This is a genomic window from Streptomyces sp. NPDC001492, assembly GCF_053597275.1.
In genome coordinates, this window is record NZ_JBSFHW010000027.1 from 18,926 (window position 1) to 32,862 (window position 13,937).

General features: G+C 69.1%; 15 protein-coding genes. 10 read left to right on the forward strand and 5 right to left on the reverse strand.

What is annotated here, in order from left to right; genetic code table 11:
* Nucleotides 1-88 precede the first annotated feature (88 nt).
* The 6 genes from ACWC1K_RS30335 (at nt 89) to ACWC1K_RS30360 (ending at nt 3,796) form a co-directional block, all read left to right on the forward strand.
* Nucleotides 89-766 (forward strand): class I SAM-dependent methyltransferase, encoded by a 678-nt coding sequence (locus ACWC1K_RS30335; protein ID WP_450836075.1) that lies wholly within the window; start codon nt 89-91, stop codon nt 764-766.
* 154 nt (nt 767-920) lie between these two features.
* The gene (locus ACWC1K_RS30340; protein ID WP_450836077.1) at nt 921-1,130 is read left to right on the forward strand and encodes a hypothetical protein; all 210 of its coding nucleotides are present in this window, start codon (nt 921-923) and stop codon (nt 1,128-1,130) included.
* Nucleotides 1,114-1,647, forward strand: a complete 534-nt coding sequence (locus tag ACWC1K_RS30345; protein ID WP_450836079.1) for a DUF6879 family protein — start codon at nt 1,114-1,116, stop codon at nt 1,645-1,647. Before ACWC1K_RS30340 ends, ACWC1K_RS30345 begins: the two co-directional genes overlap by 17 nt.
* The gene (locus ACWC1K_RS30350) at nt 1,631-2,461 is read left to right on the forward strand and encodes a helix-turn-helix domain-containing protein (RefSeq protein ID WP_450836081.1); all 831 of its coding nucleotides are present in this window, start codon (nt 1,631-1,633) and stop codon (nt 2,459-2,461) included. Before ACWC1K_RS30345 ends, ACWC1K_RS30350 begins: the two co-directional genes overlap by 17 nt.
* A 555-nt stretch (nt 2,462-3,016) precedes the next feature.
* A complete protein-coding gene (locus tag ACWC1K_RS30355) occupies nt 3,017-3,241 on the forward strand; it encodes a DUF397 domain-containing protein (RefSeq protein ID WP_450836083.1) in 225 nt (74 codons plus the stop codon).
* Between the two features lie 87 nt (nt 3,242-3,328).
* A complete protein-coding gene (locus tag ACWC1K_RS30360; protein ID WP_450836085.1) occupies nt 3,329-3,796 on the forward strand; it encodes a hypothetical protein in 468 nt (155 codons plus the stop codon).
* An 84-nt stretch (nt 3,797-3,880) separates the two neighbouring features.
* Here the strand turns inward: ACWC1K_RS30360 and ACWC1K_RS30365 are convergent, their stop codons facing one another.
* Nucleotides 3,881-4,519 (reverse strand): dihydrofolate reductase family protein, encoded by a 639-nt coding sequence (locus ACWC1K_RS30365; RefSeq protein ID WP_450836087.1) that lies wholly within the window; start codon nt 4,517-4,519, stop codon nt 3,881-3,883.
* A 163-nt stretch (nt 4,520-4,682) separates the two neighbouring features.
* Complete coding sequence (locus tag ACWC1K_RS30370; protein ID WP_450836089.1) at nt 4,683-5,462, reverse strand: NAD(P)H-dependent oxidoreductase; 780 nt, start codon at nt 5,460-5,462, stop codon at nt 4,683-4,685.
* A gap of 138 nt (nt 5,463-5,600) precedes the next feature.
* On the opposite strand from ACWC1K_RS30370, the gene ACWC1K_RS30375 reads away from it, so the two are divergent.
* A complete protein-coding gene (locus ACWC1K_RS30375) occupies nt 5,601-6,467 on the forward strand; it encodes a helix-turn-helix transcriptional regulator (protein WP_450836091.1) in 867 nt (288 codons plus the stop codon).
* 284 nt (nt 6,468-6,751) lie between these two features.
* Entirely contained in the window at nt 6,752-8,251 is a 1,500-nt protein-coding gene (locus ACWC1K_RS30380; RefSeq protein WP_450836093.1) for an amidohydrolase family protein, read from the forward strand.
* A 110-nt stretch (nt 8,252-8,361) separates the two neighbouring features.
* On the opposite strand, the gene ACWC1K_RS30385 is transcribed toward ACWC1K_RS30380, so the two are convergent.
* Together ACWC1K_RS30385 and ACWC1K_RS30390 are read right to left on the reverse strand one after the other, a co-directional pair.
* Nucleotides 8,362-8,964 carry a nitroreductase family protein gene (locus ACWC1K_RS30385; protein WP_450836095.1) on the reverse strand — a complete coding sequence of 201 codons (603 nt, stop codon included), beginning with the start codon at nt 8,962-8,964 and terminating at the stop codon, nt 8,362-8,364.
* 95 nt (nt 8,965-9,059) lie between these two features.
* Nucleotides 9,060-9,818, reverse strand: coding sequence for an alpha/beta fold hydrolase (locus tag ACWC1K_RS30390; protein WP_450836097.1), 759 nt, complete (start codon nt 9,816-9,818; stop codon nt 9,060-9,062).
* A 62-nt stretch (nt 9,819-9,880) separates the two neighbouring features.
* Between ACWC1K_RS30390 and ACWC1K_RS30395 the strand changes: the two genes are divergently transcribed.
* Entirely contained in the window at nt 9,881-10,303 is a 423-nt protein-coding gene (locus tag ACWC1K_RS30395) for a MarR family winged helix-turn-helix transcriptional regulator (protein WP_450836099.1), read from the forward strand.
* A 113-nt stretch (nt 10,304-10,416) separates the two neighbouring features.
* Nucleotides 10,417-11,940, forward strand: a complete 1,524-nt coding sequence (locus tag ACWC1K_RS30400) for a serine/threonine-protein kinase (protein WP_450836101.1) — start codon at nt 10,417-10,419, stop codon at nt 11,938-11,940.
* A 376-nt stretch (nt 11,941-12,316) separates the two neighbouring features.
* On the opposite strand, the gene ACWC1K_RS30405 is transcribed toward ACWC1K_RS30400, so the two are convergent.
* Nucleotides 12,317-13,855: an MFS transporter gene (locus ACWC1K_RS30405; protein ID WP_450836103.1), complete on the reverse strand. Its 1,539-nt coding sequence runs from the start codon at nt 13,853-13,855 to the stop codon at nt 12,317-12,319.
* Nucleotides 13,856-13,937 lie beyond the last annotated feature (82 nt).

A 13,937-nucleotide genomic window follows, 5' to 3' on the forward strand; every position in this document is an offset into this window, starting at 1 on the left:
CAGGTGCCCCTCCGTGCTCGTTGCCCGAGATAAGGCGCGCCACCATGCGCCCACCGGTCGGGGATCTGGTCACGGAAGAGGAGAGAGCGTGACGCAACACGCCACCGAGGAGGATGCCTGGGACGCCTACGGCGACGGCAGCCAAGCCAGACTGTGGGATCGTGACCCGACCCGCTTCCACTGGACGCAGTGGACTGGGCACCCCAACCACGGCCCGCAACTGGAGTTGCTGCCGACAGGCCCCGGCACAAGTGTCCTCGACTTGGGCTGTGGAAAGGGCAGGAATCTCTCCCACGTCGCTGCCCGCGGCGGTCGCGCGGTCGGTGTCGACCTGTCCGGGAATCAGATCACGGCGGCGCGTGCGCTTTCCGGTGTCCCGATGGAGTTGCACCAGGCAGACGCAACCGCGTTCCTGGACACCTGCCGAGAGGAGTTCGACGCGGTCTACAGCGTCTTCGGGGCGGTCTGGTTCACCGACCCGGAAGTGCTGTTGCCCAAGATCTGGCGGAGGCTCAAGCCCGGCGGCGTCCTGGTGTTCTCGCACCGACCGCCCGAGAACGGCGAATGCGGACCCGTTCTGCACGGCGAGGAGGCGCCGGCTATGCGGTGGTGCTATCCAGACACCGTATGGGAGAGCCGCCTGCGCGCCGTCGGTTTCGTGGACGTGGCCAGCTGGATCATCGCGCCGCCGCCCGGCAAGGAAGGCATGGTGCAGACCGTGCTCGTCAGAGGCACAAGGCCCACCACACCCCAAGGACCGTCGTAGGGACGGCGAAGCCAGTCCCGCCTCCTGACCACCCTCTTCGAGATCATTTATGCCAGGTCGGGAATATTTCGGAGTCTGCGTGGACGGGGCACGATGCCCTCCGTAGCGTCATCCACAGGGGCTATCCAGACGGGATGGCGCAGAAGGGGGCGCCATGGCGCGCGAGGATCTGACTCGGCTCACTGGGACTGTCAACGGACCCAACTGCGATGACGACGACTGCCCGAACGTCTATCGCACGACCAACGGCTCCATCGTGGTCCAAGGGAACGTGACAGATGCCTTCCGGACTCCGGAGGGTGAGGCCCTGGTGGAGATCCCCGAGTCGGTACTCAAGGAGGCCGTACGTGCTCTTGGATGGTGACGAGTGGCGGAGGGCGTTCGACGCGTACGAGCGTGACGCGTGGCGATTCGAAGCCCAGCCCACCTACACCATGCCCAGGGAGACTGAGAACGTCGCACGCTTCCTTCGCGGTGAGTCCAAGCCCGATGGCCACAACGCACGCTGGCATGAGCGCGTGCGCGGATACGTGACGTCGGGCCGCACCATTGGACGAGTACGGGTCGTGCGACAGCCGCTGACGGACTATCAGCGGTACCAGTTCGCTTGGGGAATCCCCGGAAACATAGCTGCCGGTGAGGACATCCGAATCCTGGACGTGACGCAGGATGACTACGGACTCCCCTTGTCGGGAACCGACTGGTGGATGTTCGACGAGACTCGCATAGTGCACCTGAACTTTCGAGCGGACGGAACGCAGATCAGCCGAGAGGCGTTCAACGGCGATATTGCCCCGTACTTGGAATGGAAGCGCATTGCGATAGCTCACTCGGTGCCGTTCCCCGAGTACGTGAAAGAATGCGGTGACCTTCGAACCTGAGCAGCTGGGGCAGTCGATAAACGATCTCGCACAAACGCTCCGCGAGTTGCGTAAGCGAGCCGGCCTCACAGGAGACCGGCTCGCTCGGCGTTGCAACATGCCTCAGAGCCAGATCAGTAAGTTCGAAACCGGCAAGAAGACACCGAAGCTCGTAGATGTCGAACGCATCCTGCGAGCTCTCGACGCTCCTGCCGACATCATGGCGGACGTTACGGCTCTCGCGCGCATCGCGAATACCGAGTGGCAGGACAAACGCTCGTCCTGGCGCCGCGGGATGGAGAAGCGACAGACAGAGCTGGCATCGCTGGAAAGCGAAGCCACGGAACTGAGATACTTCCTCCCTGCCATGATCACTGGCCTGCTGGCCACGCCTGAATATATTCGTGCCAGCCTGACCCACACACCGGGCGACTCTTCAAAGACGATGGCCCGCAAGCTGGAGCGCCAGGCTGTTCTCTACGACACCTCGAAGGCCTTCACCTTCGTCCTGACCGAGCAGGCTGTGCGGTGGGCGATCGTTCCGGCACCTGCCATGGCGGTGCAGATCGACCGTCTGATATCACTTTCCCGCCTTCCGAATCTTCGCATCGGCGTCATTCCAGTTGGAACCGTCATGACGCGCGGGCCGATGAACACCTTCACGGTCTACGACAACCGGCTTGCCACAGTCGAGAACCTCACCGGTCGCATGGTTTTTCGAGATTCCCGTGACGTCTCCGAGTATCTTGCGGTGTTCTCCTCCTTCGAGCAGCGCGCTTGCTTCAGAGATGAAGCAAGGGTCCTGTTGCAGCAGTGGGCCAACGACTATCGATGATCTTTAGTCCGCAACGGGAATATTGCTCGAATTCCCCGCGATGGCGATGGATCATAGATTCGCCATGAAGTCGGGGAGGAACAATGCCGGGTCCACAGAAGCCACAAGGTTACGACCTTACAGAACTTCCTGCTGAACCAAGCGCAGTGCAGGCATGTGGCACATGTCTCGGCATTTGCGTTCGGAGGAAGAATGCCCGTTCCAGAGGCGACTACAGCGCCGTATCCGACGCGAATGTGGATCTGGCTCGGCACCAGGCAGAGGCCCACGGGGAATGAACCCTGGAAGAGAAGACAGTCTCTTTGCCAACCGCCCATTGATGACGATACGCGTCTCTCGTGATTCCGGGCATACCTGGGAACCTGAGCGGGCCATCTTCAGTGCAGATGGTCTGGCCCCATTGGTCACCATGGAATGGCCCCCGTGCAAGTGCCCGCGCTGTGCGCAGCGCCAGGTGTCCTTCAACGGCTGAGGCGCTCCCCCACCCATGAACTCCCGCCCGCGTGGGCGGCGGCGGTCTGCATGGCCGCGACAGCGAAGCAGGAAGGTGCAGCAATGCTGGACGGAACCGATCTGTACGAGCTGGACATCGACGGGGCCTCCTTCGTGAAGGCATGCGGAGGGCCCTGCACCGAAGGATGCGTGACTCTGGCTCGTATCGGCGACAACGCCTGGGCCTTGGGTGACAGCAAGCGGCCGGACATGGAGCCGCTCCGGTTCACCACGGAGGAGCTGGACTCGGCCGGCATCGACCCGGCGAAGTTCGGACTGCCTGTCTGACCAACCCTCACCCCTCCCAACCGGTCCCGTTTCCAGAGGAATCGGGACCGGTTTCCCCCGATCTTCGACACCAGATGGGGACGACTGGTGCACCATCACGGATATCTGTGGGCAGGACCGAAGCAACACTTCGACAATGAAGCCCTACGGCGTCCGCCCCATCCGGAGCCGCCCCCGGCCGGAAGCAAGCCGGAGTTGATCCAGCGTTATCGCGGAGTGATGGCCGATTTCCCGACCTCGGATCTCCCGCCGCTGGAAACGGCGTACTGGCTCGTCAAACCGCGTTCCTTGGTTCGTGGCACGTGGGACGACGCCAAGGAAGCAGCGGCCTGGCTCGGTGAACGCTTGGCCGAGTACGCGCCTCGATTCGACTCGGCGAGAGACCGCGACGTGACCCGTCTCGCCTCGGTGATCAACTCCACGGCAACGTGGCTGGGTTCGGGAACTGACGTATCGCTCGGTTTCTACCTTGAGCGCCCCTCGTATCTATCACTCGCAGTAGTGACATGCTCTCCGAACCGGTCGAAGCCCCAACTAACGTGTCCTGTCCGGTGACCCACGCACCGAAGCGAACCAGGTACCAATCGCAGGCGGTCGTCGAGGACGCTGCGGCACACCCCCGGCGAACTCTGCCCCGCGTCAGCGGCGCACCAGCACCGCATGCGTGACGGTCGGCGAGCCGACCAGTTCGGACACCCGGTAGCCGTCGATCCCGTCGCCCAGATTGTCGAGCAGCCGCTCCCCGCGCCCGATGAGCATCGGCGCGATCACCAGGTGGAGCTCGTCGATCAGCTTGGCGCGCAGATACTGCTGGATGACCGCCGCGCCGCCGCCGATCCGGACGTCTTTGCCGCCCGCGGCGTCGAACGCGCGCTGGAGCACCGTCTCCAGCGGCTCGTCGGTGAAGTGGAAGGTCGTTCCGCCGGCCATCTCCAGCGTCGGGCGCAGATGGTGGGTGTGTACGAAAACGTCGTGGTGGTAGGGCGGGTTGTCGCCCCACCAGCCCTTCCAGGACTCGTCCTCCCACGGCCCGCGCTGCGGCCCGAACATGTTCCGCCCCATGATCGTGGCGCCGATGTTCTGATCGCCGCGGGTGAAGTAGTCGACATCGATTCCGGTCTTGCCCGCGGCGGCATCCTCCATCGCGGAGACGAACCAGCCGTGCAGTTCGTCACCCCAGCCGACGCCGTCACCGAAGGGGGCGTCCAGTCGCTGGTTCGCGCCGGCCACGAAGCCGTCGAGGGAGATCGTCACGTTGTGTACGCGGACCTTGGGCATGGCCTTCACCTCTCGTGTTGATGGCCTTCTCTCACCCCCTGCGTCGAACAGAGCCTGCCTGGATCGACATCCCCGCGCAGATTTTTTCGACGGGCCATACCCGTACTCAGGAGGTACAGGGTCGGTGAGCGGCGGGATCGGCCGTGACAGGTCGGGGTGGCGGTCAACCCCGCAGGTGCAGCCCGAACCCCGTACGGCCCGCGGGCTCCAGTCCCTCCTTCAGGTGCAGCGAGGGGATCTCGTAGTCGCCGAAGTTCTGCCGCCGGAAGGCGATCGGTTCGGTCGACTCCAGGGTGAGCAGGCGCTGCTCCCAGGCCTTGGCGACGTCCGGGTAGTCCTCGCCGGTCATCCGGTCGGCGCCGTACAGCACGAACGGCGGGAGCACCTCGATGCCCGGGTAGTAGAGGATGCCGTGGTGGATCGGGAAGAGGAGGTCGTCGATGGGGCCGTTGATGCCGCGGGCGGAGTAATGCGACTCCGGGCCGCCGGCGGTCACCGACAGCAGAGCCCTCCTGCCGGCGAGGGTGCCCTCGCCGAAGCGCTCGCCGTACCTGGTGTCGCCGTGCTCGCCGACCCCGTACGCGAAGTGGTAGGTGAACACCCGGTCCACCCAGCCCTTGAGGATCGCGGGCATCGTGTACCACCACAGCGGGAACTGGAAGATGATCGTGTCGGCCCACAGCAGCTTCTCCTGCTCGGCGCGTACGTCCGGGGTGAGCGTTCCCGCGTCGAAGGCCCGGCCCGAGTCGAGCGCGACCTTCAGCGGACTTGAGGCGTGGGGGCCGTAGTCCGCGGCGTCCACGACCGCCTTCCAGTTCATCGCGTACAGATCGCTCACCCGTACCTCGTGCCCGGCGCTCTCCAATGTGGACACCGCGAGGTTCTTCAGCGAGCCGTTGAGCGACTTCGGCTCCGGGTGGGCGTAGACGATCAGCGTCTTCATCGGAACTCCTTCGGATCGGGTGCCTTCGATCCTGGGCGCCGCGGCGCCCGGCGTTCAGGGGCTCCTCTTCCGTCGGACGGGACTTCCTGGTATTGGCAGGACCACCCTCACGGGCAACTCCGAGGCCATACTGGGGACATGGACGATCTTGCGGGCTTCCTGCGGACCCGGCGTTCCCGGGTCGACCCGGCGGCCGCCGGTATCCCCACCGACAGCCGCCGCCGGGTCGAAGGGCTGCGCCGCGAGGAGGTCGCGCACCTGTCCGGAGTCAGCGTCGACTACTACGTACGCCTGGAGCAGGGCCGCGCTACCCAGCCCTCCGAGCAGGTTCTCGACGCGCTCGCCCGCGTCCTCGGCCTCGACGAGACCGAACGCGGGCATCTCTACCGGCTTGCCCGGCAGCGCCGCCGCCGCGCCAAGGCACCGGGCGGGCGGATCCGGCCGGAGCTGCTACGGGTCCTCGACCTGGTCGCCGACGCGCCTGCACTGATCATGAACCACCGCCTGGACGTACTCGCGGGGAACCGCCTCGCCGGGCTCCTCTACGGCCGGCCGATGCCGGGCCTGAACACCGCGCGGCACATCTTCCTCGAGGAGGCCGAGCGCGGCCTGTACGCGGACTGGGAGCAGTGCACCCTCGACGTGGTCGGGCATCTGCGCCTGGCCGCCGGCAAATATCCGGAGGACTCCCGACTGGCCTCGCTCATCGGCGAGTTGGCGATGGGCAGCGAGCGCTTCCGCCGCCTGTGGGCCCGCGCGGACGTGCGCGCCCGCACACATGGGCGCAAGGCGTACCGGCACCCGCTGGTCGGAGTGCTGGAACTGCACCAGGAGAACTTCGCGCTGCCGGACGAGTCGGGTGTGGAGCTGCTGGTGCTCTCCGCGGACCCCGGCAGCCCCGCCGCGGACGGGCTGCGCCTGCTCGCGGGCCTGGGTGCGGACAGCGGTGACGCACACAGCAGTGACGCGCACAGCAGTGACGCGCATCTACAGGTGACCGACTGACGCGCGAGGCGTCCGCCTCCTTGGGACCCTCGCCACCTCGGGAGATCCGGCTCCAGGGGAGCGACATCCCCTCGGTGGACCCAGCAACACCCCCACATCCACCGCCTGGCCGCACTGCCCAATCACCCCGTGTCCGCCATTGTCGTGGGGGTCGGCGGACGCAGCCGACGGGTTCGTCAGCAGCAGGGGGAAACAGCATGTCCGAAGAGGCAGTTGGGGCACGACGTGGGATAGGGCGACGCGGCTTACTGGCCGGGGCCGCCGCCGTTACGGGTACGGCTCTGGTGGGCACGGCGGCCGGCGGAACGGCACGCGCGGCCGGAACGAGGGCCGGAGGCGGCGCCGGTACCGGCCCGGTGGCGTTCACCCACGCCACCGTGATCGACGGATCGGGAGCACCTCCGGCCTCCGACATGACGGTCGTCGTCGAGGGCGGCCGTATCACCGCACTCGCCCCGAGCGCACGGACCCGGCTCCGCCCAGGCACCCGCACGGTCGACCTGACCGGCAAGTACCTGATCCCGGGACTGATCGAGGCGCACACCCACAGCGACGGCCCGGAGACGGTGGTCCCGGCGCTGTACGCCCTCACCGGCGTCACCACGGTCCGGGAGATGCGGGGCCAGCCGGTCCACCACGAGTGGCGCGAGAAGATCCGCAGCGGTGCACTGCTCGGCCCCCGCTGGGTCATCGGCAGTCCCATCGTGGACGGCGCGCCCTCGCTCTGGGCGGCCGACGTGGGCCCGACCATCGAGGTGCGCGACGCGGCCGGGGCCCGGCGCGCCGTTCGGCGGGTCAAGCGCGAGGGCGCGGACTTCGTCAAGGCGTACTCCCGGCTGTCCCGCGAGGCCTACTTCGCCCTCGCGGACGAGGCCCGGCGCCAGGGCATCCCGCACCTGGGGCACTGCCCCGACACCGTACGGATCGCGGAGGCGAGCGCGGCCGGCCATCGCACCATCGAGCATCTGCACGCCCTGCTCCTGGCGACCTCACGGCACGAGAAGGAGATACGGCGCCGGCTGGCCGCCGTACGGATCGACCCGCGCGACCCCAGCAGCCTGTCCCGCTACCACAGCTGGTTCCAGCAGGTGCATCCCCTCGAATGGCGCGCGGTGCAGGGCTACGACCGGGACCGGGCGGACGCCCTCTTCCGGAGCCTTGCGGTCCACGGGACCGCGGTGGTCCCCACGCTGAGCGTGCACCGCACGCTGGAGCTGCCCGACGACGTTCCGTCCCGGGCCGAGGAGTGGAAGTACCTGCCCGCCTGGCAGGTGGAGAGCTGGCCGGACCAGCTGACGGCCCTGACCGGTGGGCGCACCGCCGAGCAGGCCCGGCAGATCCGGGGGATCTTCGCGCACCGGCTCAGGCTGGTGAGCGAGCTGCACGGCGCGGGCGTACGGCTGGCGGCGGGCACCGACACCGGCACGGGATACCTCGTCCCGGGCTTCGCCCTCCACGACGAGCTGGCGCTGCTCGTGGCGGCCGGGCTCACTCCGGCTGAGGCGCTGCGCTCGGCCACGCGGGACGCGGCCCGCACCCTCGGCCTGTCCGACGTCGGCACCGTGGCGCGCGGACAGGCCGCCGATCTGCTCGTCCTCGACGCCGACCCGACGCGCGACATCCGCAACACCCGCCGTATCCACGGCGTGGTCGTCGACGGCAGGTGGATCCCGCCCGAGGAACGCCGCCGGCTGCTTGCGGCGGTGGAACAGGCCGCCGCGCAGACCCCGCCGCCCCAGGAGGGGGCGAGCATGACGGGCTGCGGCTGCGGCGGACACCCCTGACAGCCCGCCGGCAGCGGCCTCCTGGCGGAAACGGGGCAGCTTCGTCCAGCCGCCCCCTCCTGTCGATGCCCGGCGCTGGGCCCTTCGGGGCAACTGGCGCGTCACCCTGTCTAGGCGTGCCGCCCCCACTGCCCCCGGTGCACGACGTCGTCCGCGCCCCGTCGGCGTTCCTTGACGCGACTGCTCTGCGGGGGCACGTCGTCGGCGCGGTGGCCGACCGTGATCCCTCCGATGGGGGCGTACTCCTCGGGGATCCCGAACTCCTCGCGGAACGGCTGCAGATGTTCCGGCATGATGCCGAAGAAGCAGGCGCCGAGGCCTTCGTCGACCGCGGTCAGCAGCATCAGGAGGGCCGCCATGCCCGTGTCGATGTGCCAGTACGGGGCGGGCCAGCGGGCTTCGGCGCGGTCCTCCCAGCCCTTGTCGGGTTCGGCGTAACGCTCCAGGTAGGCGGCCTTGTGGGCGAGGGGTACGACGACCAGCGGGGCGTCCTGCATGGTCGGCGTCTTCTCGACGCGGCTCGGCACGAAGGGCCAGAAGCGGGCGCGGTCGGCGGGGTCGGTCAGGGCGAGGAAGGCCCAGCCCTGGGAGAAGCCGGCCGAGGGTGCGCGGAGTGCGGAGGCGAGGATGCGCTCGATCACCTCCGGCGTCAGGGGTTTGTCGGAGTAGTGCCGGATCATACGGCGACGACGGACCACTTCGGAGAATTCCATGGGGGCGGATCCTGCCATGAACTCCCCGGCTGCCAAGGGAGGTTGAGCGGATCTTGCCGCCTCCTTCACCTCCTGCGTGGGACGGCCCCTCGGCGTCATGCCGCCGTCCGCCGGAGATGCTCGTCGATGAGGGCGAGGGTGGCCTCCGGCTGCTCGATCTGCGGCAGGTGCCCGGCCTTGGGGATGACTTCGAGCCGCCCGTCGCCGAAGGCGGCGGCGTAGGCGGCCCCGTAGGCGGGCGTCACGATGCGGTCGCTCTCGCCCCATACGAGAAGTGCGGGCGTCCGTACACGCCCCAGCCGGTGCAGCAGCTTCGGGTCGTGCATGTTCGGGTCGCCGGCGAGCGTGCGCATGGTGGCCATGTTGGCCTGGCGGACGGCGAGTTGGTCCGCGGGCAGCGAGGCCGGGTCGATGTAGTAGCGGTCCGGGTCGTGCCAGGAGAGTTCCGCCGCGGTGCGGGGGTCGAGGGCGAAGTAGTCGGCGATCGGCTCCGACTCGACCCGCACACCGACGGCGTCGATCAGCACCAGGCCGCTGATGCGCTGCCCGCTGTCCCGTACGGCCATCTCGGCCGCGACCCAGCCGCCGAGGGAGGAGCCGACGACCAGGACGTCGTGCAGGTCGCGGTCCTGGAGGAGGTGGAGGTAGGAGAGGGCGAGGTCGTCGACGCCGGTGCACCAGTCGGGGCGCGGGGTGCCGTCCCAGCCGGGGTGGACGGGGGCGAGGACGCGGGCGGCCGGGGACAGGTGCCGGGCGATCCCGGCGACGGTGGCGGGGCCTCCGCCACCGTGGAGGACGAGGACGGGACGGTCGGAGCTGCGATCCGTAGGCACGGAGCTGTGGTCTGTAGGCATGCCCGAGAGCATAACTAAAGATGTTTATATAAGCTAGCTTAGTTTTCGGGTAGACTTCCTCCATGCACGCTGACCTGCAACTTCTCGGCCGGGCGGTCAAACAGGCCCAGTACCGCCAGCACCGCACCCTGGACAGCGCCCTGGCTGCGGTCGGCACGACCCTCGCCCAGTGGGACGCGCTCCGCGCGATCAGCCGTACGCCCGGGGCATCGGCACGCGAACTGGCCGCGGCCACCTTCCAGACCGAGCAGGCCTTCGGCACGCTGGTGGGCCGGCTGACCGCACAGGACCTGGTCGAGCGCCGTCCGGGTCGCGGCCGCCGCATGGAGCACCACCTCACACCGGCGGGCGAACGGGTCCTGAAGGCCGGCCACAAGGTGGCCGACGAGGTGCTGACGGAGTGCTTCGCACCGCTCTCCGAGCCGGACCGGGCGACGCTGCTGGAACTGCTGGAGCGCCTGAACGGAACGGCCCCAAGTCCCTGACCGAGCGGCCGCTCCGCCCGTTCGACCGGATGCGTTATCGTGCCTGTTCGATCTCCCTCATTCGCGAACGGAAACCGCGGAAGGAGTTCGGACGGGGATCAGAAGGAGACACGGTGTCGGATCTTGGGCGGCTCGTCGCCGGCCGGTATCTGCTGGTCGAGCGGGTGGGCAGCGGCGGCATGGGCACCGTGTGGCGCGCCGAGGACAAGGTGCTCGGCCGCCATGTCGCCGTGAAGAAGCTGCACGTCCCGCCGCACCTGCACGAGGACGAGGTCCGCACGCTCCACGAGCGCACCCGGCGCGAGGCCCGCAGTGCCGCCCGGATCACCCACCCCCATGTCATCGTGGTGCACGACGTCGTCGACGACGAGGGCCTGCCGTGCATCGTCATGGAGTACATCCCCTCCGCCACGCTGAGCGACGTCCTCAAGCGCCGGGGTGCGCTGCCGCCCCACGAGGCCGCCCGGATCGGCCGCGCCATGGCCGCCGCACTGCGCGCCGCCCACAACGCCGGGGTCCTGCACCGGGACGTCAAGCCCGCCAACGTCCTGCTCGCCGAGGACGGCCGGATCGTCCTCACCGACTTCGGGATCGCCATGGAGTCGGGCACCTCCTCGCTCACCAAGTCCGGCGAGCTGATCGGCTCCATCCGCTATCTGGCCCCCGAGCGTCTCAGGGCCTCGAGCACCGGGCCCGGACCCGCCGGCGACCTGTGGGCCCTGGGGGCGACGCTGTACCAGGCGGTCGAGGGCCGGCACCCGTTCCAGCGCGCCACCCCCATCGAGACCGCGTACGCCATCGCAACCGATCCCTACGAGCCCCTGCGCAACGCAGGCGACCTGGCCCCGGTGATCGAGGGCCTGCTCCTCAAGGAGCCGGAGCAGCGCATGGACGTGCACGAGGTCGAACGCCGCCTCGACGACGTGACGGCCACCCGGACCGCACCCCTCGACCCGCCCACGCGCCCGGAACCCGTCAGCGCCGTCAGGCCCCCCGCCCGAAAGGGAGGCGGCAACCGCCGTCGTACGGCGCTGCTGACGGTCTCCGCGGTGGCGCTCGCCGCCTGTGCGGCGGGCGGCGCGCTGTGGTGGTTCAAGGGCGGCGCGGACACACAGGGCGGCCACACCTCCCGGGCGACCGCCTCGACGCCGTCTCCTTCTCCGAGCACGGGCCCCACGGTCCCCGCCGTGCCCACCGGCTACCACCTGGTGAAGGCGGACACCGGTATCTCCGTTCCCGTGCGGGACGGCTGGACCCGTAAGACGCTGCCCGGCGGCGAGGTCGGCTACATAGACCAGTCCGGCCGGGTGGGCCTGCGGGTCAACGTCGTCCAGTTCGCGGGCACCGATCCCGTGCGGCACTGGCGCGACACGGAAGAGGACCAGACCCGCCGGGACAACCCCGGCTACGAACGCGTCCGGATGACCGAGACCACCTTCCGCGGCCGGCCCGCCGGCTACTGGGAATTCACCTTCGACGGCAGGGCCCGCAAGTACCGCGCGGCCGAACTGGCCTTCGCCGGCACCGACGGCACGCAGTACGTGATCTACCTCTCCGCTCCCAATGCCCAATGGGGCGAGTACCGGCCGGTGTTCGACGCGGCCGTCAACGGGGCCCGCCCGAGTCCGGCTTCGTAGTCCCGCGGCGCGGGCTCCACTGCGGCCGCCCGGCCGGTTTTCGTACGGAGCCGGGCGCCGGATCCGGCGTCGGAGGCCGAGGCCGAGGCCGACGGCGTGGGCGTGGCGGCGGTGGTCACCACACGACCGCCCGCGGATTCGCCACCCATCCGCTCTGCGCATGCCGGTGGGCGGCCGGCTTGGCACCCCGGCGGTGCAGGACGCGGCACCCGCCTTCGCCTTCGCGGCCGTACGGGCCAGGTCGGCCCCGGAGTGCAGCAGCCCGGGATGCGCGTAGGCCGCCACGGGGGTCACCGCCGTCGCCGACGGGCTGCTGTTCCTGCGGCGCCGTGACCGGGCCCGGCAGGGCGGCGCCCGGTGACACGTCGTAGTAGCCCTACGCGGTGGCCGGTCGCGACCTGCCCTGGCCCTCCTTCGCCGACCGGGCCTTCCCGGTCACCGCCGATGCCGCCGCCGTGAGCGGCTTCGCGATGTCCTCCAGGGAGCGGCGTTCCGCCCGTACCGCCAGGAACGCCGCGACCAGGCCCGCCGCGCACATCAGGGCCGCGCCGATCTGGAAGGCGAGGACCGTGTCGGCGACCTTGCCCGTGCCCGTGAGGTCGGCGAACAGCAGCGGGCCGCTGATCCCGCCGGCCGCGGTGCCGAGGGCGTAGAAGAAGGCGATGGACATCGCGCGGGTCTCCATCGGGAAGACCTCGGAGACCGTCAGGTAGGCGCTGGACGCGCCGGCCGACGCGAAGAACAGGACCGCGCACCAGCAGGCCGTCAGCGTGCCCGCGCTCAGCGAGCCCCGGTCGAACAGCCATGCCGTGCCGAACAGCAGCAGACCCGAGATCAGATACGTCGACGAGATCATCACCCGGCGGCCGACCGTGTCGAAGAGCTTGCCGAGCAGCAGCGGACCGCAGAAGTTGCCGATCGCGATCACCGCGAAGTAGTAGCCGGTGTCGCCGGTCGGGACGTCGAAGAACTTCGTCAGGATCGCGCCGAAGCCGAAGGTGATCGCGTTGTAGAGGAAGGCCTGGCCGATGAAGAGCGAGAAGCCGAGGACCGAGCGCCGGCGGTAGTCGGAGAACAGCGTCCGGGCGATCTCCACGAAGCTCACGCTGCGGCGCTGGTGGATCGTGATCTCACCCTCGGGGCGCTCCAGCGGCTGTCCCTTCTCCGCCTCCACCCGTTCCTCGATCGACGTCACGATCTCTTCCGCCTCACGGTCCCTGCCGTGGATCAGCAGCCACCGTGGACTCTCCGGGACATGGCGTCGTACGAGAAGGATCACGAACGCCAGGAGCGCGCCGAGGGCGAACGTCAGTCGCCAGCCCACGTCCTTCGGGAGGATGGCGGTGTTCAGGGCGACGATCGACAGCAGCGAGCCGCCCACCGCGCCGAGCCAGAAGCTGCCGTTGATGATCAGGTCGACGCGGCCGCGGTAGAAGGCCGGGATGAGCTCGTCGATCGCCGAGTTGATCGCCGCGTACTCGCCGCCGATGCCGAAGCCGGTCAGGAAGCGGAAGGCGAAGAACCACCAGCTCGAGAAGGAGACGGCGGTCAGGGCGGTGGCCGCGAGATACACGGCCAGGGTGATCATGAAGAGCTTCTTCCGGCCCCAGATGTCGGTCAGCCGGCCCCAGAACAGGGCACCGGCACACGCTCCCGCCACATACAGGGCGGCCGCGATGCCGGTGACCTGGCCCGAGGAGATCGGCAGGCCGCTGCCGGACTCGGAGAGCCGGCTGGCGATGTTGCCGACGACCGTGACCTCCAGACCGTCGAGGATCCAGACGGTGCCGAGGCCGATGACGATCGTCCAGTGCCAGCGCGACCATGGCAGACGGTCGAGACGGGCGGGGATGTCGGTGGTCACGGTGTGGCCGGTTGCGGCGGTGGCGCTGCCGCTGGGCTGTGCGCTGGGCATGGGCTCCCTCCTCACTGAGCGGAACCCCGGTCGAGTGCCCTGGCGCTGCCGCTCTACGCCCGGGCCGGATTGCCCCGCCCGT

What these genes read in the sequence shown, in the direction of transcription:
- ACWC1K_RS30385 (WP_450836095.1), bottom strand. Translation starts at nt 8,964, where the DNA reads ATGGAATTCTCCGAAGTGGTCCGTCGTCGCCGTATGATCCGGCACTAC.
- ACWC1K_RS30340 (WP_450836077.1), top strand. Translation starts at nt 921, where the DNA reads ATGGCGCGCGAGGATCTGACTCGGCTCACTGGGACTGTCAACGGACCC.
- ACWC1K_RS30395 (WP_450836099.1), top strand. Translation starts at nt 9,881, where the DNA reads ATGCACGCTGACCTGCAACTTCTCGGCCGGGCGGTCAAACAGGCCCAG.
- ACWC1K_RS30375 (WP_450836091.1), top strand. Translation starts at nt 5,601, where the DNA reads ATGGACGATCTTGCGGGCTTCCTGCGGACCCGGCGTTCCCGGGTCGAC.
- ACWC1K_RS30390 (WP_450836097.1), bottom strand. Translation starts at nt 9,818, where the DNA reads ATGCCTACAGACCACAGCTCCGTGCCTACGGATCGCAGCTCCGACCGT.
- ACWC1K_RS30355 (WP_450836083.1), top strand. Translation starts at nt 3,017, where the DNA reads ATGCTGGACGGAACCGATCTGTACGAGCTGGACATCGACGGGGCCTCC.
- ACWC1K_RS30365 (WP_450836087.1), bottom strand. Translation starts at nt 4,519, where the DNA reads ATGCCCAAGGTCCGCGTACACAACGTGACGATCTCCCTCGACGGCTTC.
- ACWC1K_RS30405 (WP_450836103.1), bottom strand. Translation starts at nt 13,855, where the DNA reads ATGCCCAGCGCACAGCCCAGCGGCAGCGCCACCGCCGCAACCGGCCAC.
- ACWC1K_RS30370 (WP_450836089.1), bottom strand. Translation starts at nt 5,462, where the DNA reads ATGAAGACGCTGATCGTCTACGCCCACCCGGAGCCGAAGTCGCTCAAC.